Below are 25,586 nucleotides of genomic sequence, written 5' to 3'. Positions count from 1 at the left end.
GAGGGTTCGAAGGACCACGGGGGTTCCAAGGACTACGAGGGTTCGAAGGACCACGGGGGTTCCAAGGACTACGAGGGTTCCAAGGGCTACGAGGGCTAAGCAGCGCACTGCAGTGAGCCCGTTCATCGGATGAGGCGCGCGGCGGAATCCTCATCGAATCCGCCGCGTGCCGCCGTTGGCAGTCCGCAGAAAAAGCCAGACGCGAGTAGCTGATATGAGAAAGACAGGGTGGGCGGTGCCGAGCGGAATTGAACCAGCGGACGTGAAAGAACTCCAGCACTCCGATTCCGGTCCGGCCACGAAGGAATGTCCTGACGACGTGCGCACGCCGGTCAGGCGGTCGAGGGGTGCCCGTTTACTGAAAGCAGGGCTGCGCACCGCCGTGGTCCTGTGCATGGCGACGACTCTCGTCCATGTCCTTCTGGTGTTCCTTCATGTAGCGCCCTCCAATACCGTCTCCAAGCGATACAGCTCACTGGTCAACGCATGGGTGTATCCCTTCTTCGAACAGAATTGGCGACTTTTTGCCCCGGACCCCGAATCCGTCAACCGAAAGATTCTGGCGAGAACCGCACACACTGAGGCCGGTGGATCGGTCAAGGTGAGTGCCTGGTTCGATCTGACTGCCGAGGACAATTCCGCAGTCGAACACAATGCGTTCCCGAGCCACACGGCGCAGAACCTGCTGCGCCGCGCCTGGACTTCCTATGTCGATTCACACGGAGGAGACGACAAGGCGCGCACGGAGCGCGCCCTGATGATGCAGAGGTATCTGAGCAACATCGCCGCGGACCGCGTCGCTGCCCACAACAGCGGCACCTTCGACTTCATTCAACTCCGCGTCGTCACACTGCCCATCGCTGCCTCCGGCACCGCCGTCGGCAACCACCCGCCGACGTCCGCCGAGAACCGGCTTCTGCCCTGGTGGAAGGTGACACCCCATGGGAAGTGAGCAGATCGCCCCCACGGCACCGACAGACCGTCGCTCAAGGAGTCAACAGACTGCACCCCCCGGCGCAGCCCAGTGGCTCGCCGACCGGATCAGTGCCGCCGGGGAGCTCTTGACCGGCCGGCCGGTGTCCCTGTACGCCGCGTCGGTGTTGCGCGTCGGCTACGGACTGCTCTACCTGGTCTTCCTGCTGCGCGAGTTCCCGCACCGTGACGAGATCTGGGGCCCCGGATCCCCGTGGACACCCTCGTTGGCGCGGCAGCTCTTCGACCAGACGGGGTGGAACAGCATCCTGACCCTGTCCGACAGCCGCGCCTACTTCGAGCTCTGCTACGTGATGGCCCTCGTCACGTCCGCACTCTTCGCGCTGGGCTGGCGGACCCGCGTCATGTCCATTCTCTTCGCCGTCGTGGTGACGTCGTTCCATGCCCGAGCGATCTTCATGACGGACGGGGGCGACAACCTGCTCCTGCTGATGGCCATCTACCTGGTCCTCACCGCGTGCGGGCGGCGCTGGTCATTGGACGCACGCAGGGACCGGCTGAAGACGGCTCGTGCGGGCAACGCGCCGCAACCGGTGAGGAGCCGCTCCGCACAGCAACTCCGAGACGCCCGGATCACCTTGACCACGGTGCTGCACAACTGCGGCATGTTCGTCATCGCGGCCCAAGTCATTTTCCTCTACGGATCAACCGGCCTGTACAAGGTCCAGGGCGCTTCCTGGGGCAGCGGCACCGCTCTCCACTACGTTCTGAACCTCGAACTCTTCCAGCCGTGGCCCGCACTTTCCCACCTCGTGGACGAGCACACGATCCTGATCGCGATCGCCGGCTACATGACGGTGCTCTTGCAGGTGGCCTTCCCGTTCGTGCTCTTCGGCAGGCTCAAGTACCCCGTTCTCGCCATGCTGCTGAGCATGCACATCGGTATCGCGGTGCTCCTGGGGCTGCCTCTCTTCTCCGGCGCGATGATCGTTGCGGACGCCGTGTTCCTTCCCGACCGCTTCTACACCTTCCTGCCCCACCTGTTCCGACGCGCGGCGCAGCGGACAGGCGTGTGGCGGTCGACGCCCGGGCGAGCGGCAGGACCCGGATCCGTGCCTTGGCAAGGCAGGCCCGGCGTACTCAGCTCGACGCATCGAGCCACTCCGGCGGTGGCGGTGCGGAAGGACACCACGCCGGCTGCCGGGCTCGCCTCCGACCAGAACTGAGAGACGTGATCGCTCCGGAGCCGCAGGACAGCGGGGGCAGGCGTCGGGAGGTAACTGCCCCAGTCCTTTGCTCGCCTGTCGGCTCCAGGAGTGTCACGCGTCCTGCTGTCGGCCGGCACTCCGGCACACCGGGCCGACGCTGTGGGTGCTGCGAACGGTCGTCGAGTGCGTCTTCGCTGGAGGTGATGGTGGCGATGCAGGCGCCGGGCACGCGGAGGGCATGGCGGCTCTCGGCTGGTCTGGGCAACAAGAAAGGCCCGGGTCGCCGACCTGGGCCTTCTTCGAAGAGCGGGTGACGAGAATCGAACTCGCGCTCTGAGCTTGGGAATCACGGGTGCTTGAGTGGACGGGGTGGCTCTGGCCTGCACGGTTGTCCGGAGTGGGGTAGTTGTCTGTACCCCCTGGGAGCCGTGCGTGACCGCTGTTCTCCGCTCCGAAGGGCATGGATGGGGCACATCGACGGCAGGTCATCGGCCTGAGGTTTCTTGCTGGAGCGGGTGACAGCACGCGGAGGCCGCCCGTGGTGCAGACGCTGCGGTGGCGCAGGCGTCAGGCCCAGAAGGCTTCGGTGACGACGATCTGTGGGTCGGCGTGGCGGCGCATGAAGGTGTAGATGGGCCAGCCGCGTCCGCCGGCCAGGTCGACGATGTGGGGGCCGCCTGGGCTCGTGGAGGACAGCGGTCGGACGGTCATCCAGTGCGGGAGCGAGGCATCGGCTTCGATTCCCCGGAAGTACGGGTCTTCGGCAGTGACCAGTTCCGCGCGGGCACTCATGACCAGGTCGCTGCCTTCGGCGGGCATGCTCTGAAAGTCGTGCTGCGCCTGCTTCGTCCAGCCCATTCACGGTACAGTCCCCCGCCTGCCCGGAGCGCACCGCGAAACTGCCCAGGTAGCGGGCCCGCTCCGAGTCCGATGCCGCAGCTGAAAGCCCGTGGCGGTGTAGTAGTGCGTCCGGCACCATCCCCATGTGATTGTGATGCAACCCGTTCTGGAGATCTCCGCTGCCGACGACTTCGCGCTCTGGCCGGTTGGCGAGCAGGAATCGCATGGCTACCTCGTGCTGAACGGGGAGCTCACTCCGGCGGAGGTAGGCACGGCGGTTATGCGGATCGCCGACTGCAACGACTTCGAGCCGGAGGTGGAGCATGGGCCGTGCCCGACCGACCCGCTCGGCACATTCCTGCACGGGCTGCTCACCATGCCTGACCTGTTCGCCGCCGGCGGGTTCCGGGTGACCGACACCACCACCGACACCGTCTTCGTCGAGCCGGGCTGCTGCAACGGCCTGGAGACCTGGCGGGACTGGCTGGACGTGCTCGACGACACCGGCTGCGCCTACTTCGGCCACGACCCGTCCTCGGTGGCCGAACGCGTCGGCGACAGTGTCCGGCTAACGGTCGACGCCCATGGGACGGACGGCAGCCCGGTGATCGAGCTGCCAGTAGACCAGGTACGCAGGCTCGTCGCGGGCGCCCAGCAGGATTTGCAGGACTTCCTCAGCCTTGCCGGAACCTGGGCTGAACAACACCTGCCGGCACACGCTGCCGCCGTCACTGCCGCCCTGGCACGGGCACTGGACCTGGCGCCCACACAATGACCAGTTTCCTGACCCACCGAGCGCACGTGCACGACGCCCGCCTTCCCCTCCGTCGCCGGCACAGCGCGCTGCGGACCTGCATCACCCTCTTTGCTCCGTACGGCTTCCGGGCGACATACCACCACCTCACGCTCAGCGCCGCGATCCCCCGGCGGCTGGAGGCGGACCCGGACGCGCTGGTGCGGGCGGTGGAGGAACTGCATGAGGCGCGGGTGCTGTGGCTCGCGCGGGCGGAGGAGTACGCCGCGCAACGCCGGGCGGAGAAGCGGGCGGGGCGGCGGGCTGTAGTGAACCCGCGACCGTGGTGGCTGCGGAGCTGGTGGGAGGGCCCGAACCGCGCCTGGTACGAAGACCCGTTTCGCCATCCGTCGCTGCGGCTGCCTGAGTACGTCCGGCGACAGAACGCGATTTTGGACGGCGCCGATTTCCCCGGCTGCCCCGCCTGCGGGGACGAGAGACCGCTGGTGTCGAACTCGACCGGGCACGGCTGGGTGGAGCTGTGCGGTGGGTGCGCGTGGGTGCTGGCGCCATGTCCGTGCGGGCAGCGGCACCGGTTCGTCCCGGAGACGCCGTTCAACTGGAAAGGGATCTGGCAGCGGGCGCACATGAGCGATGACGGCATGCCGAACCCGCATTGGCCTGCGGGCTAGCCGGTTGGATGCGGCACGGGGGGCTTGAGTGTGGCTGATCAGCTGGGTGGCGCGCGCTCTTCAGATCGTGGCCCGCCGCGCAGGTGATCGTTGCCCGGCGCTCCTCGTAGCGAAGAGATATCACGGACGCTGCTGGGAGGTCGCCGGCTGGTCACCACACGTCGACGGACCAGACGTCGCCCCTCTGATGTCCGTCTGGATCTGGGTCGCCTGACCCGTACGGGTCAGGGTCGGCGACGACGTGGATGCGGGCGGCGGACGCGGATACGCGGTAGCAGTCCATGTCACTCGACGTGTTGTGCTTGTCGAGTTCGATCGTGTGGCCCAGGGCCAGGATGGCGGTCTGCAGTTCCTTGAAGGGGACTCTGGGTGCGAATTCCCCGTATTCCCGCGAGAGCGGGGACGGCACGGTGTTCGAGGACTGGTCGTACAGCAGTCGTTGGATCTTCACGCCGAAGCCGAAGCACGACATCTGCCCTTGCCGCCCTGGCTGGTCCGGCGAGAAGTTGATTTCCACGAGCCCGTAGTCCCGCCGCAGTAGGCCACCACCGGGAACATCGAGGCATGTCGCCCCCAGGGCGGCTTCCCAGGCTTCCGGGTCGGCACCGAGGCCAACTCCCAGGACCTCACCGCAAACGGCGACGTGAGCGTAGAAGTCCAAAGCGGACACCCGCCAACTCCCTCAACCATCCGGACAGGGCACCACTTGCTGATCTCCGCACAGGACAGGCGGACCAGCGCCCAGTATTCGGTGATCGTACAGAGCAGCCTGTCAGGGCAGTCGCCGGGTGAGTTCGTCGCCGTCGTCGAAGTCGAAGTCGAAGTCCCAGGCGGGATGCGTCTTTCAGATCAGCCGTGGTCTTCCCAATCCTCCTGGCAGAACCGGGCTTCGCTCACCATGTCCCGTCAGCTAGGCCGTTTCGTTTGGATCATCTGATCGTTGTTCTGAGTGTGCCGTTAAGCGACGTGCAGCGGACGCGGATCGAGCCGTTGTTGCCGGGCCGGACGCCCAGACGGGGGGCGGTGGCGGGACCACCGTGAGGTGATCGATGCGATCGCCTGGAAGTTCCAGACCGGATCGCAGTGGGTCCATCTGCCGGAGAAGTGCGGGAACTGGCGAGGGGTCAACGTGGGCAGGAGCACTTCGCGCTGCTGTTCTCCGGGGTGGCGGAGGGGTTGGGCGCATGCGTTCAACATCATGGTGGCGCTCCCCGCAGCAGTCCTGAGCGGGGTCAGCCAGCCGGTGAGTCGCTGACCTTGCTCACCGGGCTGACCTCCATCCTCCCGTCGCCCTCGCCGTCGGTGACGGCGAGCGTGCCCGCCGGCCACCTCAGGGTGAAGGGCTCGATCTCGTTCGGGGGCGTCACCACCATGTCGGTCAGCCGCACGCCGGAGCCGCCGGTGTTGTTGACCGGGAACGTGATGTTGAAGGCGGCGGTCTCGCCCTCCTTGAGGATCTGCGGCACAGCCTGCTCGCCGTTGCGGTCCACGGAGAAGGTGTCGCCCAGGGACGTCTTCAGATCGACACCCGGGAAGCCGCTGATGCGGCAGTCGGCGCTTGCGACGTTCTTGAAGGTGACGGTGACGATGCCGTCCGTCTTGTCCGTGGTGTTGTCAGCGGCAGTGGCGTCGAGCACGCCGGAGCGGCACATGTCGACCTTGCCCTCGCTGGTGTCACCGGTGCCGGTGTCGGCGCTCTGGTCGCTCCCGCCGGTGCCGGTGCCGACGCTCTGGTCCGCCTTGCCCGCCCCGACCGTGCCGCCCGCCTTGTCCGCCGACGCGGTGGGGCTGGCCTGCGTGCTGCCCAACGCGCTGTTGTCGCCGTTGCAGGCGGTGAGGGCGAGAGTGACGACGGCGGTGAGTGCTGCGCCGATGGTGGCGGTGCGCTTGCGGGAGTGGAACGTCGTACGCATGTGAATTCCCCGAATATATGGCGGTCGAGTACGGAGGTGCAGTAGCGGCCCGGAACGCGCGGCGAGCCGCTACCCCACTTGACCTGCTGACACGTGAAGCATTCCGCCCGCCGCTTACGTCTGGCTACCGCCTCACTTACGTCCTGCTGTCGTCCTTCGACACGGCGACACCCGCCCTTCCTCTGGTCCGCACGATGATCCAAATGACAGACCTAGAGCCTCTCGTTTGGATCAAGCTGTTGGAGCGGTCCTCCGCTACAGTGCGAGGATGACGATCCGTCGCATCATGCCCAACGTCGTCACCCATGTCATCGAAGAGAGCCGAAGCTTCTACAGCGATTTCCTGGGCATGGACGTGCGCATGGACGAGCCCGGCTTCTTGATGTTGGCCTCGCCCGGTAACCCGACGGCACAGATGACCCTGGTCTCCCCTGCCGCAGACTCATGGGACCCGCATACCGCCCATTCGACACTGGCGGTCGAAGTCGAGGACGTTGACGCCGCGTACGCCGCAGCCGAGCGCCAGGGGTACCAGGTGGTCTATCCCTTGACCACGGAACCATGGGGAATCCGACGCTTCTTTGTTCAGGCACCCGACGGAAGTGTCATCAACGTCCACAGTCACGTCTGAGGACGAAGGATCGGGCAGACCAGAGGAAAATACCGGCGATGTGGAGTCCGGCCAGATAAACGGTGGCGGTCTTCTCGTAGCGGGTGGCGATCCCGCGCCACTGCTTCAGGCGGTTGATACACCGTTCGACAGCGTTGCGCCACTTGTAAGTCTCACGGTCGAAGGCCGGTGGTCTGCCGCCCCGGCTGCCCCGGCGTAGCCGGTGTCCGCGCTGGTCGGCGGGGACGGGGATCACTGCCCGGATGCCGCGCTTGCGCAGGTGCTCGCGGATCGCGCGGGAGGAGTACGCCTTGTCGGCCAGGACCAGGTCCGGCCTGGTGCGGGGCCGTCCTCGCCGACGAGGAACGCGCAGGCGGGCCATGACGTCGGTGAAGGCGGGCGCGTCACCGGCCTGTCCGGCGGTGAGGTGAAAGGCCAGTGGGCGGCAGCGGTCGTCGGCGGCGAGGTGGATCTTCGTTGTCAGTCCGCCGCGGGACCGGCCGATGGCATGGTCGTCAGGTTCGTCGGCCGGGACCCCTTTTTCCGGGCCCCGGCCGCGTGCTGGTGAGCCCGCACGATCGTGGAGTCCACCGACACGGCCCAGTTGAGGTCCCCGTCCGCGTCAGGCTGGGCCACCAGAGTGGTGAAGACCCGCTCCCACGTGCCGTCGACAGCCCACATCCGCAGCCGGTTGTAGAAGCCTCGCCAGTTGCCGTACTTCTCCGGCAGGTGAACCCACTGCGTGCCGGTCTGGAACTTGAAGGCGATCGCGTCGATCACCTCTCGATGGTCCCGCCAACGGCCACCCCGCTTCGACGTCCGATCCGGGAGCAACGGCTCGATCCGCGCCCACTGCGCATCAGTCAACGACACACTCGGACCAACGACCAACTGATCCAAACGAAACTGCCTAGGCCGGAACCCGCGCGTGGGACCGCCGCAGCCATCAGCTGGCATGCAGGTTCCGGCTTACCAACGTTCAGGATTCCGGGAACCCGCGCGCTTCCGACCTCGACGACTTCAAGAACCTCAACGACACCCACGGCCACGCCGCCGGGGACGTCGCCCTGGCCGTCAACGCCGAACGCCTCGCCGCCTGGTGCGGCCGTCACGGCATCGTCGGACGCCTCGGAGGAGACGAGTTCGTCGCCATCGGCCACCAGGCCCCAGACCTCGACAGCATCCACCGCGCCGACCTTGAGTGGCGGCAGGAGGCCGCGAGCGGCGGGTCGACCTGGGGCGCACCGTCCGCGAGATGGCCGAGGGGAAGCCTTCTGGTGCGGATCTGGTGCGGGACCCTTGAACTGGTCCAGGCAACAAAGAAGCCCCCGGCCACTGGCCTGGGGCTTTTCCATGGAGCGGGTGACGAGAATCGAACTCGCGCTCTGAGCTTGGGAATCACCCGGCACTTGGTCCGTGCATAGCCTGTGAACTGCGGGAACGCGCGTTGATGGCCTCGTCCTGATAGCGGCTTCAGCCCTTTGGTGACCGCTGATTACCGCCCCTTCTGGCACGTTGTGGCACGGCCACCTGCGTGGCGTCGGGAGAGACGCTGGGCGGGAGGAAAGTCGTGTTGCCCGGCGCGGTGGTGGGACTCGGCAGGATGCCCGGTTGTATGAGCGATAGCTCGATGTGCCGCCGCTCACGTATCCGATCCGAGGGCCTTGCCGGGCCGGTGGGCGGCAGAGCCGGGAAGCGGGGTGTCGCTCCTGTGCGGGGCACACCGGCACTAGCATGTCCGTCTTCCGGTCGGACGCAGCGCGCGACCGAGCGCACCATGCGTGATCGTTCAGGCGGGCGGCGCCCCTCGCAGATGACGCATGAGCTGCTCAAGTGCGTACCAGCTCTCGGCGGACTCTCCGTCGCCGAGCGGGTAGTAGAAGCCGGGCCGGGCGTTCGGGCCCAGTCGCACCGGGCGTTCCTTGAGCGGTGTCCTGCTCGCGGTGTCGCGTCCTGCTTCCCGGCCCTCCGCGGGGCCCAGCACGAAGGCGTAGGGCAGCGGCGGGTGCTCGAAGTGGGGCGGGGTGCTCAGGTCCCGGCGTGCCGCGCGCAGTTGGCACAGCATGGTCTTCAGTCCGTGTCGGGTCACGAGTTCGTCGGCCAGCTCCGGCAGTGCCTCCAGGGCCGGCTTCTCACCGGGGCCGTAGCCGATGGTGAGGGTGATGTCCTCCTCCACACCCTCCGGGGTGCGGATCACGCGCAGGGTGGCGACGGCGGGCCGGTTTGGGGCACCGACGACCACCGTCCAGGTGGGCCGTGGGGCACGTTCGTACGCCAGCTCGGTCAGCTGCCGCCTCGACCAGGCCAGACCGGCCGGCTCCGATGTCCCCCAGCTGGCCGGCGGGCCACCGGCCAGCGCCTGCCAGGCGGCTTCCAGCGCGCCGCCGAGAACGAGGTCCGCCCTGGGAGGGTGCAGGGTCCGGAAGGAAACGACGAGCTGACGCTCGCCGCTGGGCCGAACCTCTGCGAAGGCCTCTGCCACCGGAGTCTCACCGCTTTCGTCCCGGGCCGGGGAGAAGGCGTCGTCCTGCCAGCGCAGTACCGCGCCGGTCAGCCCGTCGTAATAGCCGCACCGCTCGTCCTGGACCACCCAGCGCGAGGGTGTGGACTGCAGCAGCATGCGGGTGGGCAGGGAGAGACGGCAGTGCGGTGGGGTGACGATCTGAAGGGACCGGTCGCTGTCCACGGTGGCCCGCAGCGCCTCGGAGAGCCAGCTGGTCATGGGGACGACCGGTCGGTCCTGGAGAACGACGGCAGCCCTGTCGGTGAGCATGTCGACGGCCGGCTGGGCAGCAGCGGGAGCCGGTACGGCGGTGATGCCGGAGACATCGACCGGGCGGGCCGCACCGACGGTGCCGGGGGCATCCGGTGGCCAGACCCTGCCGCCCAGGAGCATGGTCAGCCGGGCTGCGAAGGCACCTGCGAGCTGTTCGGCCTGGGGGACGCCCGCGGCGGCGCGGGCCTCGACCCACCACGCCGGACCGTCGCCCGGCGGCTCGACGTCGGGCCCCAGCAACCGGGCCGCCTCACCCTGCACCTGGAGCAGCAGCGGCACCTCGATCGAGACGAGCGGCCGCCCTTCGGCGTCACACAGCTGGACCACGGCACCCTCGCCGGCGGTCTCGACCAGCAGGTCCGGGCCACCCGCAAGCAGGCCCGCCAAGATACTCAACGCGTCCGGCATTCGCCTGGTGAGCGCGATCACGTCCTTGGTCATGCGATGTTTTCTCCGATCATGCGTGGTCGGCCGTCGTCTCGATGCCGCCGTCCGCGGCGGCACGGATCACCGTCCCGTATCCCGCCGCATGGCCCCAGGGCGTCCGCACCACGCGAGCCGGCAACCGCTCGATCTCGGGCGGCTCCGGGGGCGTTCATCAAGGCGACGAGGCCGGGGACGCGGGTCCGGTGTGACGGGGACTTTCGAGCGCGTCGTGGATCACGTCGTCGATGCCGTCCGTCGGTCGGCCGTCGAAATCCGTGCCGCACAATTCACGATGGCGATGCATGGGATGGCTCCTGGCTCCTCTGAGTTCGTCGCCCGAAGAGCCGCTCGATTTCGAAACCAGAAGAACGAGCAGCTCGGCGAAACCAGTCACCTGCTGCGGAATTCATGGATTTCGGCTAATGGGCCATGCCAGGCCCTATTGTGACGGGCGGCGCGGAGGAATCACTCGCACCTGTCCGCCTCGCGCACCGATCCACGCCTCGAGTTCTGCGTCGGCCAGTTCTCGGGACGATTCGCCGCTGAAAACGGTGATCGGCCCGAAAACGGTGCCGGTCAGGCCGCGCACCACTGTAGCGTCGTCGACTTTGATCTCGAAGAAGTTCTCGTCAAGGACAGCATCAGTCAGGTCCGCTCCCCTCATATCGGTGTCGATCAGCGAAGCACCGAGAAACCGTGTTCTGCGGAAGCTCGCTCCCGACGCGTCGACATCGCATAGCGAAGCCCGGACCATGTCCGTCCCGTCGAGCCGCGCCGATCGGAGCACGGCCTCGTCCAGGTTCGCCCTGACGAGATCCGCTCCGGTCAGATCCGCTCCGGTCAGATCGGCCGACTGAAGGTCGGCCCGGTAGAAGGACGTGCCGACAAGTCGTACGCCCACCAGGATTGCGTCGGTGAACCATGCATTCGAGAAGTCCCCGCCCGAGAGGTCGGCGCCCCGGAAGTCACGCTCCATGCCATTGAGGTTGTACTCCCCCGAGGCAAGCCATTCCTGCAGTTGCCGCGTGGCTTCCGGATCAGTGGGGAGCACGATCGGCTTCCAGTTCTTACGGGTACCAGATGACACGATCTCCCCAACCGCGGCTTTCAACAGCTGCCTTGACGCTGTCGATTGCTGCTTGATTTGCATTCCGGATGTCAATAATTACTATACGTCCACGCTTTTCGATCTGCTTCGCCAGCTGTTTGTTGACCCATGCCTCATTATTGGCCGGGTCGTACGCACCCTTGAACGGCTGGGACTTGTCGCGCACATTATTGAATGGAGGATAGTCGGAGTGGACGCCCTTGATGTCATAATACTCACCGGTGGTTTCGGAATAGAACTCGCCCTTATCGGCTAGCTCCGGACGGCGGATGTCCTCCGGGAGACGTCCGCTCTCCCGGAGGTCGAGACCGACCCGGGCCTCATCCATCGATTTGTCATCGATCTGATTCTTGTGATCCGGGTCGTGCTTCAGGTGATCGAATTCTTCCGGAGCCCGCTTTTCCACGTCTTCCAGATGGCCCCAGTGCGCTGCCTTTTCCTCCGCCGTCAACTCCGGAATCGGCTCGTTCACACGATCGCCGGGCGTCGTGCCCGTCTCACCCGAAGTATCCGACGTTCCTGTTCCCTCGTGCTCCTGCGTCTCCCCGCCGGGCGTGTGCTTCTCCACCTGGCCATCGGCACCGTCACCGGATCCATGATCGGCGGAACCGGACGCAGGGTTGTCGCCGCCCGCGTCGCTGCTGTGGGCTCCGTCGCCGCCATGGGTGTTCTCCGAGTGGCCGCTCGCGCCAGTACCCGGGGTTTCGCCATGACCACCGCCGCGGGAAGGCGTGTACGAACCCGCGGCGCTGCCCGAGCCTCGACCGGTCGTCGGGTGGTCCGCGGCGTGGCCGCCCGTGGACGGCGTGTGGTGTGTGCCACCGCCATCCGTCAGGTGGGAACCACCGCCCGGGTGCGCCGAGCCGGTCGGGTGGCCCGCCGAGTTCTCCGCGCGGCTGGGTCCGCCCGCGCCCTCGAGCACCTTCTCCTCGCCGGGGGTGGTCTCGTGCGTGTTGGGCAGGTCGTCCTTGTGCGGCTCCCGGACGGGTTGGGTATCGGGAACGACGTTGCCGTGTTCGTCCCTGATGTACGCATCATCGCCGATGATGCGCTTGTTGCCCGCGTGGTCGACGTATTCATGGCCGGGGGGCGCGTCCACCCCACCTGTATGAGGCGGAGCCCCGGTGGGTGCGTTGCGGGCCATGTCGTCGATACCGGCCTGGCTGGCCTTCAGGCCCTCCATGAAGTCGCCGACCTTCAGCTTGGTGACACCCGCCGCCTTGCCGAGGTAACTCATCGGATCGACGAGTGCGCCCGCCTTGCCCAGCACGGTCGCGGCCTCCGCGCCCACACCCAGCTTTCCGGCCTTGCCGAGCTTGAGCAATGAGCCCGAACCGAGCGTCGCACCGTTGAAAAGCACGGCCCCGAACGCCCGCGAGGGATCCTTGTCCCACTCGTCCCACGCGACCAGCGACTTGCCGAAGTTGCGCAGAGCCGCCTTCTGCTTTTCACGGTCACTGTGGTCGACCGGGCCGAACATCTTGTCCATCGCCCAGTCATACGGCGTGATGATGTAGGCGCTGATACCGCCGAAGACACTACCGATGCCCGACCAGGTCTTCTTGAAATTGTCCCAGTCGAACACGTTGACCATGCTGCCCAGGCCCTTGATCGTGCCCCAGACGCCGTCGACGAAGAACCCCTTCAGCCCACCGCCGACGTGGTCCTTCGTCCACTCCCACGCAGCCCGTAGGCCCGTGTACTCACGCTCGTCGGCCGTCCCCCAGGGTGTTTCCTTGGCGTCCTTGACGTCGCTTTCCTTGAAGCCGTACATGCCGGCCTTGTGTGACCCGTCATCAACAACGAAGCGCGTACCGCCCACCAATGAAGTGATCTTGTTGGCCGCATCACGCTCGACGCCCTGGAACGCCACCCATGTCGTGCCGACCTCACGGACAAGACGCGCGTTCTCGTCGATCTTGTCCTGGTCCTTCTGCCAGTCGTCGTCTTCCTTGTTCTCCGCGACGAATTTCTCCGCATCCTCGCGGAGATGCTTCATCTTGTTCACCAGCGGACGGGCGGTCGACGCGAACTCGGTCAACGCACCACTGACGGACTCCAGCTTTTTCGCGAACTCATCCGCCTTGTCCCGCACCGGGACGGTCGAATTGAGCAACTCCTCCTGCTCGGGAGCGTCATAGACCGCGTCCAAGGCTTGGAAAGCGTTGTGAGTGTCCTTGCCCGTACCGCGAATGCTGGAGGCAGTCGTCTTCAGTGAAGTCGCCTGCGTCTCCAAGGCCTCCAGATCGCCCGTGAAGGTCGGTATCTTCTCCAGGTCAATCACTTCTTGAGACCCTTCAATTCTTCCGGAGTCGGAGCCTTGGAGTACTCCTTCTGCTTGTTCCTTGCCATCTCCAGATCGCCCTTGATGTACTCCTCAGTGGCCAGGCGCGCCCCGGTGATGGACTTCCCCGTCCGAACAGCAAGAAATTTCAATTCGCCGTTCGTATGGTCCTGGAACTCCTGCAACGCCTGAGCCACGGGGCCGAACGCGCCCCCCTTGGGAATTTCGGTCCCGCCCAGAACCATCGTCCCCGCACACGTCGCGGCGCCCAGCAAGCCCTCGCCGTACGACGTGAACTCTTCCTCGAACTCGCCGCCGACCTCGGCTGTCCTGCTGAGGACTCCACGAACGCCATCCGGCTTGATGTCCCACTTGGACACGGTCCCCCCCGCTCCGTAATCGTCTCTTTCCAGTGCCCCGGCGTCCGCCGATGGCCTCGACGGCGGCCGTGGCCCTGACCGGCGCCTGGTGCGCCGTGCCGTCGTTGTACCCCAACGTCGAGCGCGCGATGATCAAGCAGGTCTCGGTCGCCATCTCGTGTCAGTCATCGATCCGGTCAACACCGCTTGATCACACCTCACTTCACGAGCTGGACACCGTCGCTTCCCAGGGCCCGCCGTCCGATCACCACGGCCTGCACCGGTGTGTCATGTCTATCAACAGCGCATTACCACTTGCAAAGTGGATAGAGGAACGTCCACATACCTTTTGCCGTAGCAGTGGTATTCATCATGGAATCAGCCACCGCTGCAATGCAGTTGCGGCAAAGTGCGGCTCGGCCAGACAGATGAGCAGCCGCGCTCGGCAGGGACGATATGGCAGCTGACCTCGGCGGGAGCCTGCCCATGCACTTGGGCAGGTCCTGTTCCGCCATCTTGACAAGGCCTTGGGCCGGCGGCGGCTGATTGGCTGCTTCCGCGCCTGCGGGCCGATGCGCTCCGAAGGGCAGATGGCCTTGCGCCGGAGTTCGGCGCTCACGCCCCGCTCGCCGGACGGTTCGCCAAGGCTGCTCCGGGGCTGGTGGCGAGGGCGACACCAAGTCGACAGTGGATGTCCTCGCGATCCACTTTCCGGCCACCCTCCGCAGGGAGCTCGGCGCGGCTCCTCGACCGGTTCGCGGAGGAAGAGCCTGACGGGCTGCTGTTCGTGGCGGAGGAGGGAGTCCCGCGGCTCACAGGCCAGACCCTCTCTGCCCGGTCCAGCGCCACACTGCCGATCAGTACTCGGACACGGATCGTCGACCAGCTCGTACGGGCTCGGCGCACAGCGGCGGACCACTGGGCATCTGGCACGGATATGGCACGCGACGCATGGAGCAGGTCTCAGACAACAAACAAGGCCCTGGTCTCTGACCAGGGCCTTCATCGTGGAGCGGGTGACGAGAATCGAACTCGCGCTCTGAGCTTGGGAATCACCCAGCACTTGAGGGGCAGGTAGCCGCTGAACTGCGAGAACGCCATCGAGCGGCGGCTCCCGCCGCTCCGATGAACGCTGCTGCTGACCACTGTTCACCGCCTTCACTGGCACGTTGTGGCACACCCGGGGTGGAGTTCGGCTGTGGAGGAAACAGATGGCGTCGCCGAGGGCTGTGACCACAGCTGCGGGGGGAGAGGTTGAGCAGGGGATGCGCCCCTGGTGCCGCGGCGGGTTTCAGGCCGGGCGGAGCCCGTGGGCAGGGCGGTCGCATCGAGGGTGGGGCGGCGGAGACCTCAAGGAGCCGATCGTCGACGTGGTACGCACCCCGGGCGATCGGCTCCTCTTCGCTGCCGCAGGGGACGAAGGAGCGTTGCTAGGCTGACGCAGGTGCTTCAAGTAACGGGTGCGGGAGCGGCGTTGACGATGTCGGAATCGGGGATGCGATGAGCGGCGCAGGCGGGCATCCACGACTTCGGGTGAAGGCCGACCGGCTGACGGACCTGGCCAATGACCTCGACGGTATGCAGGACCACCTGGACAAGCAGGTCAGACGCATGGACGCGATCGTCGACCGGATCGAGGCAGGATGGCGGGGTCCGGCCGCCCGTGCCTACCGGGACCTCCACCGTGGCGCGGCCGAGGACGCCGTACGTATCCGCATGGTCATCCAGGCTCTCGAACAGGCCGTGCGGTTGAGCCGGGACGGGTTCTCGGAGCAGGACCTGGACGTCATGGAGCAGCTGCGGAAGGTCCAGGCCGAGACGGATGTGAAGGGCGAGACGGACGCGCTGTCGACGCCGAACACCGATGTGCACGCGGCGCCGCGCAGCACCCTCTCCGACCTCTGAGGTCCCATACGCCGACCGGCGAATTCCGAGACAACGTGTGAACGGGGGACACATGGTGGACGACGACCGCATAACCGTCGACTTCGCGACGCTGCAGGAACTCTCCGGAGATCTGGAGGACATTCTCAAGCACCTCAACGAGCAGCTGGACCTGCTCTACCGGCGCGCCGAGAAGGTGGTCCTGACCTGGGAGGGCGAAGCCCGCGAGGTGTTCGTCGACAAGTTGGACGAGTGGGACCGGTCCGCGTCCGACCTCCAGGCGGCCCAGGCGTGGCTGCACGACGTCGTGGTCAACGGGGAGATCAACTACGCGGCGGCACACAGGGCGGTGCTGCGGGGCTGGGGTGCAGCCTGATGGCTGATCTGCCTTCCGACAAGCAGCGGCAACGGGAACAGGACCAGGCCAGGACCGCACCACCCAACCGAGGTGTGGGCAGCTTCGATGTGCAGCCGCAGCACCTCTACTTCACCTCGCTCGTCGTGCGCGACGGCCAGTTCGCCTATGACAAGAGGGCGAAGGCGTTGACGGGCACGCTGGACAAGTACAGCCAGTCCGCGGGAACTGGCTGGGGCGCGGACTCCTTCGCCGACCAGTACGGCATCGTCGCCGGAAAGTTCCTGGAGCTCTGGGCGAAGAGCGTGGTGGCGGTGGGCGGTGTGGCGGTGGGCTTCACGCAGACCGCGAACAACTACGCGCAGGCGGACTGGGCGGCGAGCAAGGGCAAGGGAGAGCCACCGGAGGAGAAGCAGCCGCCGGCGGTGATCGACAGCGCGCCCAAGTACGGTCCGCCGAACGATCTGACGTGGCGGGGGGAGGGCGAGTATCACTACTCGTGGGCGATCTCCGGAATCCTCGGAGAGGTCCCGGACTTCCTCATGTTCATCATGAAACCCGTGGTCGACGAAGGGCTGAGACTCGGCCGCATCCACGAGATCACGCCGGGCGTCGAAGAAGAGCAGTTTCGCGACATCGCCGGGGCGTGGCGGGACGCCTCCAAGGACGTGAAGAAGTCGGCCGACGAGTTCACGGACGCGATCTCCTACATCACCGACCCCACGGGCAACGGTGAATGGCAGGCCGCGATGAGGTCCTTCTGCCAGACGATCTGGGGAACCACGGCATGGGGGAAGGTCCGTGACCAGCGGGCCGAGGTGACGGCCAAGAAGGGCGCACGGAGCTGGAAGACCCACGGGAAGATGGACCCGGCCACCAGGCGTCCCATCATCGAGGTCCTCGACAAGAGCGCGAACACCATTCAGAAGCTGCTCGACGAACTGGCCGACGTGGGCCAGAGGACCACGGAAACCACCATGCGCCTGGCCAAGGAGGCCGCGGAAAAGACGGTGAAGGACCTCACCTCGGGTCTCGACCTCTTCGAACTCACCAAAATCGCGGCCGGCCTCATAGTCGCGGAGGTCGTCCTGACCTTCCGGTCCCATATGGACCAGGCGGCCATGGACGCGGCGGTCGAGGCCTATCACGAGGCGTTCAGTGATGCCGCGGGCAAGCTGTACATGCTGGAGTTCGAGCTCGACGAGGCACTCTTGGGCGTGCCCACGTTCCAGGCGGAACGGGCTCGGGCGCAGGGGTTCGGTGCGCGCTCCCTGAATGAGTTCAAGAAGGAGCACAGCTGGCAGCTGCCGGAAAGCCGGTTCCCGTACATGTACTCGGTGGACCTTGCCGCAGCGGAAGGGATGGGGAACGGCCATACCCTCGACAAGCATGTGGGGAAGACCGACGAGCAATTGCTGCAGCGGATGAGGGACGAGAGCAAGGCGGACGGGACACCGAAGATCCCGGGTGCATCGACGTACGCCGACATGGAATCCGCTCAGAGACTCACCCAGTACGCTCTGCGCGACAACACGAACGAGATCAACAAGTGGCTGAGCGAGGACCCGCCGCGGCCGATGGCGGAGTTCGACACCACGTCCGTTCCTCTGCAAGGGCCCTTGACGGGCGACGCGGTGACCGGACGGGGCACCATGCTGGTCGACGGAAAGGTCACGGAAGTACGGGACACGAAGGGGGTCTCGCTGCGCCTCATGTACGAGCCCGACCTCAACCCGCCGTTCGTCGTCTTCAGCTCGATGCCCAAGTGAGAAGGACCCGGATGAACAGCGAGATCGAGCCCGCCCGGCAGAGCGGTCCGCAGCCGGGTCCCGACGCCGGTACATGGGCGATGGCGGTGGAGATGTACCGCAACCGGTATTCCTTCGTCGCGGTCGGCCCGCGCGCCCACGAGGACTGGCTGCCCGACGTGGCCGCGGTTATGCGCCGCGAGGTGGCCGATCCCCGCGGCTGGCGCGGCAGGGATCCCGAGCAGGGTGACGAGGAACTGGAGGAGGACCCCGCCTTTCCGTTCCGGGTCCCGCCGACGGACGGGACCGGGGCCGCGCAGTGGCGCAGCCGGCTGTTCGAGATTCCGCGTTCCGCCGTCGTACGGCTGCTCGTGATGCTGGCTACGGATGCCATGGACGTGTCCCGGCAGTACGGTTTCGCCGAGCGCAGGCCGGGCATGGAGGAACACGCGCAGGTGATCCTGTCGCGCTTCCCGGAGGGCTCGCGGTTCTTCACGAACACCCGCCACGGTGATGACCGCCCCGACTTCTACGAACGGGTCACCGGCTGCTGGCCGATGACTCAGTACGCCTGGGACTTCGGCCTCCTCGCGGTGTCCCACGAGGAAGTCGGCCTCATCTGGTCGTTCGACGCAAGCTGAAGTGGACAGACATGACCGTACGGACCCGCTCGGCCACCTACCCCGGCCGAGAGACCGCTCACTGGGCCACCCAGCAGGTGGTGACCGGCAACGAGCAGAAGATTCACCGCTGGCTCGCCCAGGGCACCCGCGCCCGCCTCGTCATTGAGGCCGCCTGGCCCTCCCGCGAGGCGCCCGTCGGCCGTGTACTGCTGCAGGCGATGATGCTCGCTGGGCGCGAGCCCGTCGATGTGCGCGCGGCACGTGTCGTCCTCAGGCGTGAGCCGAGCAGCCCGCACGGCTTCGTCGTGCTCGCCACCGTCCCGATCTACCTGTAGAGGTCCAGCGCCGTGTCCATGAAGCCGCTCGAATTCGACCGCCGTTACGGTGAGTTGGACCAGGTGATCAGCGCGTACACCGGCATGCCGGCCGACGACGAGCCGGACGAGCCGAGCGAAGCCCTCCGGGCCTACCTCCGCCACACCTGGCACACCCGCCCCTGGGCCCTGGCCACGGCCGAACGCCAGATCCGCGAGTACGCCCGAAACCCACCGGGCCGGCTGCGCCTGAGCCTCGGTGAGTTCTACCCCGTGCCGGACGTCGGCCTGCCCCAATCGGCCATCCAGGACTGGCTGATCGTGATCGCGAACCACTTGAAGCGGTCCATCGAGGAGGGCGATGTCCCGCCCCCGGCCGCCCCTGGCACCCACTGGGAGTGGCACGCCCGCTTCCCCGAGCTCGGCCAGTTCCTCGGCGGCTGGTTCTCCCAGGACATGCCGGACGAGTTCCCCGACCACGATGCGGCCGTACACGACTACACCACCACCACGCACCCACAGCTGCTCGCCCGCCTCACGGGCGAACTCCACGAACTGTTCGCCCTGGCCCTGGAGGAGCCCGAATACGCCCTCGCGGTGGCGGAGCTCGGCATGGAGGTGGACCCGCCCCAGCCGTACTCCCCGAGCGGCTGGCTGGCCCACCTCGCGGACACCCTGGGCGGATTCAAGGCGGACTACGGCCCCGGGCCAGCGGCCGCGGACTGACCGCATGCCCGTCCGTCTCGGCTCACCGACAGGCCGAGCTCTGCGCGTGCCTGCCGAACCATGAGGTGCTCGACGAGATTGTCGGGAATGGGCATCCTGCACCTGTTACGAGGAGCCAGCCGACCTCCTGGTGCAGTGTCCCCGCGTTCGTACCTGGCGGACCGAACAGCTCTCGTCCACCGGGACTGCCACGACCGCGGCCAAGCCGTGCCGGCCGCTCAAGGCCATCACGGAAGCCGCAGCGATGGTCCGCGCCGGGCAGCCGCCGGAGAAGGCCGCGCCGATCCATCAGCACTCGGATCTCGAACGACGGCAGGAGGTCGCGAGCGGATTGGATGACCTCGTGCGCGCCGCCCGCGAGAAGGCCGACGAGAATCCTTCTGGTGCGGGACGTTTGAAGTGGTCTAGACAACAAAGAAGCCCCGGGCGCTCGGCCTGGGCCTTCATCATGGAGCGGGTGACGAGAATCGAACTCGCGCTCTGAGCTTGGGAAGCACCCGGGACTTCGACCCATGAATAGCCTCTGACCTGCGGCAAGGTTAGTGTTGCGGTGTTTGCGGCCAGCTCCTGTGTAGCCCCTGATGACCGCTGCTTACCGCCCCTACTGGCACGTTGTGGCACGACCTTACGTGCGATGGGAGGGATCGGGTCACCCGTGCAGATTCTGGGCCAGGATGGCTCGGAACTGGATGGAGGCGCAGTCGGACCTCAGGGTCTCGTTAGTCGGCCCGTCGCGGGGTACGAGGCCCATTCGGGCTCACGATGCGTGACAGGTGGGAGGACGCGGGCAGAGAGAGTGCCGCGGCGGAATGCTCGTCGGCCCCCGTCGAATCCCTTTGATCCTTTGCCAAACCGTCGATCTGGGCCAAGAGATTTATGGTCGGAGTCCATTTGGCCAGGAGATCCATCAGGTCGGGCAGAGAAGCAGCGTAGGTGGTGAGTATGGATCCGTAGGTGTTGCCCGTCAACACGATGACGAATCGGGGCACACGCGAGTGCCTCTCGTACACGACCAAGTTCAGCGGCACGTGACGGTCGTGGGCGTAGCGGCTGTCGACCTTGTCCGCGAATCCGTCTGCGGCGAGCCAAGGATCGAATTCTGCCGCGCGGAGATCGTCATAGAAGTCGCCGGTGCCCGCGTCCGGTACAGGATCGTAGGCCAGGTCGACCCACTCCCCGCAGGAGTACATCTGTTCATGTGCCCCAAGCCTGGTTCCGTTCCGGACCGGAATCTGGTTCTGCCCGAATTGAACCTGACCACCCATGATCACAGGACCGTGAAAGGTACCGCCGCTGGCCTCGTTGTTGGTCTGAGATGCCGTACTTTGCCGCCGGTGGTTGCGGTCTGTGCGGTGCTCTTCCACCACTCCACTCCCGTTCGCATCGTTCGAGACGACTATCGTGCATCAGCAGTATCGGGGCGCGTGCGCGATTCGCCGCAAGATGTGATGGACGTGACGGACCAGGCAGGGGGGTGGTGCTTTGTCCCGCACCAGGCCGTTGGCGGCGGGCATCGTGGTGAGACCGATCCGGCTACTCGCGATCCGGCTTCTCCGTTCCGCAGGTCATGTGGAAGGTGAGGTTGGAGAAGTCGCGGCCTTGGATCACCGGACCGTTCTGCGTACCTCCCGAGACGCTGTGGTGCACCTCGCCCCCGGCTGCCTGTGCCCTCTGCCACCACTCTTCGAGGCGGACGCGGAATTTTTCGTCTAGAGCCGCCCGTACGTGAAGGGCTGTCACAAGTACCTGCGCCCGGTTCAGATCGGTGCTGTCTTCCTGTAGCGCGGCGAGCTCCAGTTCGCCGGAGCTGGCCCGGGGCGGCCCATTCCCAGCCGGCTCCGGAACCGTCCTGCGCTGGAACGGGCGTCGCACCAAGGCAGCCAGCCCCGCCCAAGCTTGGCGGCCGACCTCACTTCCCGCGCTCCCTGCCAGTGCTGCCGAAACAGGAAGGTCGGACGACCTATGGCTAGGGACTTTCCCGCCTCCATGCGGATCGCCGACACCGATCCGCTGTGGGCCTACGCCGTCAAACACGAGGTCGCCGAGATCTTCAAGGCCGCCTTGAAGCAGTAACGCGCCCCACAGCAACAACACGGGACACATCGCCAGACGCAACCTAGAAGCACCACCGGCGCCCCGCAATCAAGCGGGACGATGGCGGGCACCTCGGCACTGCCCCGGCTCGTAACGACGTCCTCGACGGCATCCGATCCGTGTCGACCGCCCTCGACTCCGGGCTGATGCGTATCCACCGCCCATGCACCGGGCTGCTCGACGAGCTACCGGGCTACGCATGGGACCCCGCAGCATCCGACCGCGACGAGGACCAGCCGATCAAGCGTGACGACCACAGCGCCGACGCGCTGCGCTACGTCGTGCACTCCAATGCGCACGAGTGACGCCACCGGCTCACCACATCCACCGATGCCGGGGAACTGGGATAGTCCGCCCCGTCCGGGCCCTCCACAAGAGCACGGAGCAGTGGACCCAGCCGAACAGGGAGATCAGCCCAAACAGAATACCCAAGGCGCCAACGAGCGCAGCCGAGGGGAACGCGCGCAGATACCCCAGCGCCACGGCCAGACCCTCAACCAACAGCAACCACAAGTTCCAACGTCGCTTCCTGTGAATGACCCTGACGTAGTCTTCAAACCTGCGCTGCTCTGCCGCCTCTTTGGCGGTCCCTTCATCGAGGATGCGCCGCTGACGTTCGCTCCAACGTCGTTGCGTCTCCACTGCCTCCGGGTCCACCGGCGCAGCGGGCGAAGTGAACACAACGTCGCCGTGAATAGCACCGGACTGCACGACGTGGCCCCCGACGCTTCCACTCAACTCGTTGCGGATGGACGGCTGTTCGCTCATGAGGCGGAAGATACGCGCTTGACTCACAAGATCACCATCGAAGCGGCCGATGCCAATGCCCGCGAGCACACTTGGTGACCGCCCCCTTCGCCTTCCCGGAGAGCGGCGTACCGTGGCCGTCGCCGGTGTGGGCCCCGTACTGCCGCCAGGCTCAGGTCTGACCGAAAGGTGTCCCGAAGCTCAGCGAGCCCACGTTGCCAGCCTGAATCACTGGGCCGTGCTGTACGCCCCCACTGATCGTGTTATGGACATCCGCGACCTGTTGATCACCCTTTGGGGGCGCCAAGTCATCAATCATTGACCGCAGTTCGGCAGCCGCGGCCGGATTTGCCAGCAAAGTGCGCCGCAATCGTGTACGCCACTCCGCCTGGACATCCAAGGCGGTCTGTTCGTCGCTGGCCTCCATTGCCGCCGCCAGTTCTCCGCGCGAGGTCTCCAGCTCCCCCTCGATCACGTCTTCCTCACCACCACCGCGACGCGAGAAGAACGACACCATCCGGTCACGAGCTTGTGCCCAGGAGTCCACCGCCATCTGCTGAACCAATGTCGTAGCGCCTGCGGCAGCAAGTGCCACCAACTCCGCTTCCATCGAACCACCTTTGCAGCATCTGAGGCCGCCACCGTACCCCCTGACACTCGACGACCACAGCGTCGACGCCCTGTGCTACGCCGTCCATGCCACGGCACACGATTGGCGCCACCTGCTCGCCCATCAGCTATGCAGGATTGGCCTCTCGTACTTTCCTGGTTTCGTCCCAGAACCTCGGCAACCGTTCGTACAACCCCTCTCGAAAGCGCTCGTGGTTCGACCGTCCAGCCTGCTGGAGATCAAACCCTGCAGCGCGTACCAGCTCGATGAGTGGCTCGCCGGTGTGCCGGACGGGCCGACGCCGCAAACGCAGTGGTACCTCGCTGTGACCGGGTACGGGCAGGCGAACGTCGCTGCACGGCTCGGCGGGAACCGGCTGGTTGTGCACCGTGTCGACGTGCGTTCGCGGCACATCCGGCTCGACGACAACCCGAGCCTCTCCGCGGCCTACATCGACGCGCTGCGGGCCGAGTGCGTCGGACTCTGGCGCCGCCGGATGATCGAGGGCACCTGGGTGATCGCCGAGGGCGCGGTCTACGACATGTTCGACGAGCAGCGGATCGTCGTCGACGAACTGCCGCCGATGCGCCGGTACTGGGTCGCCATCGACTACGGAACCGCGAACCAGTTCTCGGCGATCCTGTACGGCCTCGGCGCCAACGACCGGCTGTACGCGGTCAACGAGTGGAGCCCCAACTCGTGAGCCGCACACCGACAGATGACCGACGCGCAGTTCAGCCGCGCCGTGAGCGCATGGCTCGACGAGCAGCAGGTCGTTCCCGAGTGGACGTTTATTGACCCGTCCGCGACGAGCTTTTCCACTCAATTGTGGACAGACAGGCATCCCGTCGTCGCCCTTGCGAACAACGAGGTGCTCAACGGCATCCGCAGCGTGTCGACTGCGCTCGGCTCGGGGCTGTTGCGCGTACATCGATCATGCCGGGGACTCCTCGACGAGCTGCCCGGTTACGCCTGGCCAGAAGAGACCACAGCACGCGGCGAGGACAAGCCGATCAAGTGCCACGACCACTCCTGCGACGGGCTGCGGTACGTGATCCACTCGACTGCGCACGTGTGGCGCCAAGTGTCAGATGTATTGAAGGACAGCGGTTGATCAGCTGCTCAATCCGGGACTCAGCGGTAGCGTCGAAGAGCCAACCAGCGCTTCGCCAGGAATCCGAAACCGATCACCACGTCGAACCACCCAATCGACGCCCACATCACTCGCGTGCTGTCGCCCCCGGATCCGTGACCACCGACAACCAGGAACAGGCCGAAAAGGATCCATACGACAGACCCGTAGATTCCGCGACGTGCCTTCTTGAGGAATCTCTGTCTTTGAAACTGAGACTGGGCGTAGCGTGCTGCACGTTCTGCATCTTCGGCGTCCAGGATTCGTTTCGTGCGTGCCGACCAGCGAGCACGTAACTCTGCCTCCTCTGGGCTCGGCGTTGCAGGCAGGATCACATTGCCGTTGATGGATCCAGCCTGGACCACGGGCCCGTTGACATGGCCGCTCACGCCGTTACTTACGTTGTTGGTGACGTCCCGTCCCTCTCCCATGTTCCAGAAGGTACGGGAGGGCGCCACCACTCTCAATCGACTCATGTTGATCCATGCCTGGCTCGCTTGGTACGCGGAGAAGACCCCGGGCGGGTTGTTGTTCGTGGGCGAGCGGGGCAAGCCTTTCCGTCGTTCGACCTTCGGCCGGGAGTGGCGCAAGGCCCGTAGCGTGGTCGGACTGCCGGCCGATGTCCGGTTCTACGATCTTCGTCACACCGGACACACCCTGACCACCCGATTGGGCGCGACGCTCAAGGACACGGTGGTGCGTGTCGGCCAGTCCACGGATAGGGCCGCGCGCATCTATCAGCACTCGGACTCCGAGCGCCAACGTGAGGTCGCTTCCGGGCTCGACTCCCTGATGCAGGCTGAACGTCGGAAGGCTGCGGCCAAGGCCGATGAACAGGCATCGGGCACGGAGCGGGCACGAGACACCTAGACAGGTCTAGACAACAAACAGGCCCAAGTCGCTGACTTGGGCTTTCATTGTGAAGCGGGTGACGAGAATCGAACTCGCGCTCTGAGCTTGGGAATCAACGGTCCTTGAGCGATTGGAGGGCCTTTGACCTGCGCTTTCTCGGTGGGCGGGGTGTAGGGCTACAGGTTCTGAGACCGCACCTGACCGCTGTTGTCCGCTCTGCTGGGCATGGATGGGGCACGCACCCCGGTATGGGATTGTTCCGGGTGATCTGGCAGGTCAGGGGTGGACGAGGAGGCAGGTTGCCGCAGAGCTTGGTCACGTCGTCGCTGTCGGTCGTCAGGAGGGCGTCCGGTTTCGGCTGGCGCAGCGCCCTCGGCCGCCGTGGCGCCGATGGCATGCATGTGCCTTGGGTTTCTGGTCACGACCTCCGAACGCACCTTTTGGCCGGCGACTGGATCGCCCCCTGCCATGACGACCTGATTAACTGTGACTGAGTCTCCTTGGGCGGCCAAGAGGCGAATATGCGCGAGTCCCGGCTCTTTCTTTTCCTCCGATGAGGCGTGAGTATGAGGGCATATGCGAGGAACACCGGTGACCGGAGCTTCGTCGGAGGGGACTT

Annotated in this window: 26 protein-coding genes and 4 pseudogenes; 18 read left to right on the top strand and 12 right to left on the bottom strand. The window is 66.1% G+C overall.

Features of this window, described 5'->3' with window-relative positions; translation table 11 throughout:
* Positions 1-262: 262 nt before the first annotated feature.
* Positions 263-952: a DUF5819 family protein gene (locus EES42_RS20255; protein WP_241196482.1), complete on the top strand. Its 690-nt coding sequence runs from the start codon at positions 263-265 to the stop codon at positions 950-952.
* A complete protein-coding gene (locus tag EES42_RS20250; RefSeq protein ID WP_124719663.1) occupies positions 942-2,159 on the top strand; it encodes an HTTM domain-containing protein in 1,218 nt (405 codons plus the stop codon). The genes EES42_RS20255 and EES42_RS20250 overlap by 11 nt, the downstream gene beginning before the upstream one ends.
* Positions 2,160-2,708: 549 nt before the next feature.
* Here the strand turns inward: EES42_RS20250 and EES42_RS20245 are convergent.
* Positions 2,709-2,999 (bottom strand): hypothetical protein, encoded by a 291-nt coding sequence (locus EES42_RS20245; protein WP_124719662.1) that lies wholly within the window; start codon positions 2,997-2,999, stop codon positions 2,709-2,711.
* Positions 3,000-3,135: 136 nt separating this feature from the next.
* On the opposite strand from EES42_RS20245, the gene EES42_RS20240 reads away from it, so the two are divergent.
* Entirely contained in the window at positions 3,136-3,756 is a 621-nt protein-coding gene (locus EES42_RS20240; protein WP_124720147.1) for a hypothetical protein, read from the top strand.
* Positions 3,753-4,406: a hypothetical protein gene (locus EES42_RS20235; protein ID WP_124719661.1), complete on the top strand. Its 654-nt coding sequence runs from the start codon at positions 3,753-3,755 to the stop codon at positions 4,404-4,406. The genes EES42_RS20240 and EES42_RS20235 overlap by 4 nt, the downstream gene beginning before the upstream one ends.
* Positions 4,407-4,557: 151 nt before the next feature.
* Here EES42_RS20235 and EES42_RS20230 read toward each other — a convergent pair whose 3' ends face one another.
* Both EES42_RS20230 and EES42_RS20220 read right to left on the bottom strand, forming a co-directional pair.
* Positions 4,558-5,076 (bottom strand): hypothetical protein, encoded by a 519-nt coding sequence (locus tag EES42_RS20230; protein WP_124719660.1) that lies wholly within the window; start codon positions 5,074-5,076, stop codon positions 4,558-4,560.
* Positions 5,077-5,638: 562 nt separating this feature from the next.
* Positions 5,639-6,319: a DUF4232 domain-containing protein gene (locus tag EES42_RS20220; RefSeq protein ID WP_124719658.1), complete on the bottom strand. Its 681-nt coding sequence runs from the start codon at positions 6,317-6,319 to the stop codon at positions 5,639-5,641.
* 268 nt (positions 6,320-6,587) lie between these two features.
* On the opposite strand from EES42_RS20220, the gene EES42_RS20215 reads away from it, so the two are divergent.
* On the top strand, positions 6,588-6,950 hold the full coding sequence (locus tag EES42_RS20215) for a VOC family protein (protein ID WP_124719657.1): 363 nt from the start codon (positions 6,588-6,590) through the stop codon (positions 6,948-6,950).
* Here EES42_RS20215 and EES42_RS20210 read toward each other — a convergent pair.
* Positions 6,928-7,802: pseudogene (locus EES42_RS20210) on the bottom strand (IS5 family transposase). The gene EES42_RS20215 and the pseudogene EES42_RS20210 overlap by 23 nt on opposite strands.
* A 134-nt stretch (positions 7,803-7,936) precedes the next feature.
* On the opposite strand from EES42_RS20210, the pseudogene EES42_RS46250 reads away from it, so the two are divergent.
* A pseudogene (locus EES42_RS46250) lies at positions 7,937-8,080 on the top strand (diguanylate cyclase); the annotation flags it as partial.
* A gap of 638 nt (positions 8,081-8,718) precedes the next feature.
* Here EES42_RS46250 and EES42_RS20200 read toward each other — a convergent pair.
* From EES42_RS20200 to EES42_RS20185, 4 genes are all read right to left on the bottom strand, one after another.
* Positions 8,719-10,146 (bottom strand): DUF6177 family protein, encoded by a 1,428-nt coding sequence (locus EES42_RS20200; protein ID WP_124719656.1) that lies wholly within the window; start codon positions 10,144-10,146, stop codon positions 8,719-8,721.
* Between the two features lie 424 nt (positions 10,147-10,570).
* Positions 10,571-11,218 (bottom strand): pentapeptide repeat-containing protein, encoded by a 648-nt coding sequence (locus EES42_RS20195; RefSeq protein ID WP_241196481.1) that lies wholly within the window; start codon positions 11,216-11,218, stop codon positions 10,571-10,573.
* Positions 11,199-13,523, bottom strand: a complete 2,325-nt coding sequence (locus EES42_RS20190; protein WP_241196480.1) for a hypothetical protein — start codon at positions 13,521-13,523, stop codon at positions 11,199-11,201. Before EES42_RS20190 ends, EES42_RS20195 begins: the two co-directional genes overlap by 20 nt.
* Complete coding sequence (locus EES42_RS20185) at positions 13,520-13,903, bottom strand: DUF6507 family protein (RefSeq protein ID WP_124719654.1); 384 nt, start codon at positions 13,901-13,903, stop codon at positions 13,520-13,522. Before EES42_RS20185 ends, EES42_RS20190 begins: the two co-directional genes overlap by 4 nt.
* A 1,479-nt stretch (positions 13,904-15,382) precedes the next feature.
* On the opposite strand from EES42_RS20185, the gene EES42_RS20180 reads away from it, so the two are divergent.
* The 7 genes from EES42_RS20180 (at position 15,383) to EES42_RS47610 (ending at position 20,016) form a co-directional block, all read left to right on the top strand.
* Positions 15,383-15,787 carry a WXG100 family type VII secretion target gene (locus EES42_RS20180; RefSeq protein WP_124719653.1) on the top strand — a complete coding sequence of 135 codons (405 nt, stop codon included), beginning with the start codon at positions 15,383-15,385 and terminating at the stop codon, positions 15,785-15,787.
* A gap of 52 nt (positions 15,788-15,839) precedes the next feature.
* A complete protein-coding gene (locus EES42_RS20175) occupies positions 15,840-16,142 on the top strand; it encodes a WXG100 family type VII secretion target (RefSeq protein WP_124719652.1) in 303 nt (100 codons plus the stop codon).
* The gene (locus EES42_RS20170; protein ID WP_124719651.1) at positions 16,142-17,890 is read left to right on the top strand and encodes an RNase A-like domain-containing protein; all 1,749 of its coding nucleotides are present in this window, start codon (positions 16,142-16,144) and stop codon (positions 17,888-17,890) included. The genes EES42_RS20175 and EES42_RS20170 overlap by 1 nt, the downstream gene beginning before the upstream one ends.
* A gap of 11 nt (positions 17,891-17,901) precedes the next feature.
* Entirely contained in the window at positions 17,902-18,510 is a 609-nt protein-coding gene (locus tag EES42_RS20165; protein ID WP_093547775.1) for a hypothetical protein, read from the top strand.
* 11 nt (positions 18,511-18,521) lie between these two features.
* Positions 18,522-18,827 (top strand): RNase A-like domain-containing protein, encoded by a 306-nt coding sequence (locus EES42_RS20160; protein WP_124719650.1) that lies wholly within the window; start codon positions 18,522-18,524, stop codon positions 18,825-18,827.
* Positions 18,828-18,839: 12 nt separating this feature from the next.
* Complete coding sequence (locus EES42_RS20155) at positions 18,840-19,532, top strand: contact-dependent growth inhibition system immunity protein (protein ID WP_124719649.1); 693 nt, start codon at positions 18,840-18,842, stop codon at positions 19,530-19,532.
* Positions 19,533-19,776: 244 nt separating this feature from the next.
* Entirely contained in the window at positions 19,777-20,016 is a 240-nt protein-coding gene (locus tag EES42_RS47610) for a hypothetical protein (protein WP_323187729.1), read from the top strand.
* Positions 20,017-20,251: 235 nt separating this feature from the next.
* Here the strand turns inward: EES42_RS47610 and EES42_RS20145 are convergent, their stop codons facing one another.
* On the bottom strand, positions 20,252-20,896 hold the full coding sequence (locus EES42_RS20145) for a hypothetical protein (RefSeq protein ID WP_124719648.1): 645 nt from the start codon (positions 20,894-20,896) through the stop codon (positions 20,252-20,254).
* A gap of 849 nt (positions 20,897-21,745) precedes the next feature.
* On the opposite strand from EES42_RS20145, the gene EES42_RS20135 reads away from it, so the two are divergent.
* Positions 21,746-21,931, top strand: coding sequence for a hypothetical protein (locus EES42_RS20135; RefSeq protein WP_069171768.1), 186 nt, complete (start codon positions 21,746-21,748; stop codon positions 21,929-21,931).
* An 82-nt stretch (positions 21,932-22,013) separates the two neighbouring features.
* Entirely contained in the window at positions 22,014-22,472 is a 459-nt protein-coding gene (locus EES42_RS20130) for a hypothetical protein (protein ID WP_124719647.1), read from the top strand.
* A gap of 73 nt (positions 22,473-22,545) precedes the next feature.
* On the opposite strand, the gene EES42_RS20125 is transcribed toward EES42_RS20130, so the two are convergent.
* Positions 22,546-22,983, bottom strand: coding sequence for a hypothetical protein (locus EES42_RS20125; protein WP_124719646.1), 438 nt, complete (start codon positions 22,981-22,983; stop codon positions 22,546-22,548).
* 397 nt (positions 22,984-23,380) lie between these two features.
* On the opposite strand from EES42_RS20125, the gene EES42_RS46240 reads away from it, so the two are divergent.
* Positions 23,381-23,686 (top strand): hypothetical protein, encoded by a 306-nt coding sequence (locus EES42_RS46240; protein WP_241196479.1) that lies wholly within the window; start codon positions 23,381-23,383, stop codon positions 23,684-23,686.
* 15 nt (positions 23,687-23,701) lie between these two features.
* Complete coding sequence (locus tag EES42_RS46235) at positions 23,702-24,097, top strand: hypothetical protein (protein ID WP_241196478.1); 396 nt, start codon at positions 23,702-23,704, stop codon at positions 24,095-24,097.
* Positions 24,098-24,117: 20 nt separating this feature from the next.
* Here the strand turns inward: EES42_RS46235 and EES42_RS20110 are convergent, their stop codons facing one another.
* Positions 24,118-24,546 carry a hypothetical protein gene (locus tag EES42_RS20110; RefSeq protein ID WP_124719645.1) on the bottom strand — a complete coding sequence of 143 codons (429 nt, stop codon included), beginning with the start codon at positions 24,544-24,546 and terminating at the stop codon, positions 24,118-24,120.
* 61 nt (positions 24,547-24,607) lie between these two features.
* Here EES42_RS20110 and EES42_RS20105 point away from each other — a divergent pair.
* Positions 24,608-24,985: pseudogene (locus EES42_RS20105) on the top strand (site-specific integrase); the annotation flags it as partial.
* Between the two features lie 280 nt (positions 24,986-25,265).
* Here the strand turns inward: EES42_RS20105 and EES42_RS46230 are convergent.
* Positions 25,266-25,362, bottom strand: a pseudogene (locus EES42_RS46230) (DNA-binding protein); the annotation flags it as partial.
* Between the last annotated feature and the right edge of the window lie 224 nt (positions 25,363-25,586).

The organism is Streptomyces sp. ADI95-17 (genome assembly GCF_003846175.1).
In the GTDB taxonomy this organism is placed as follows: Bacteria; Actinomycetota; Actinomycetes; order Streptomycetales; family Streptomycetaceae; genus Streptomyces; species Streptomyces sanglieri.
Note: the sequence above shows the minus strand (reverse complement) of the source record. Positions and strands in the feature narration are given on the sequence as shown.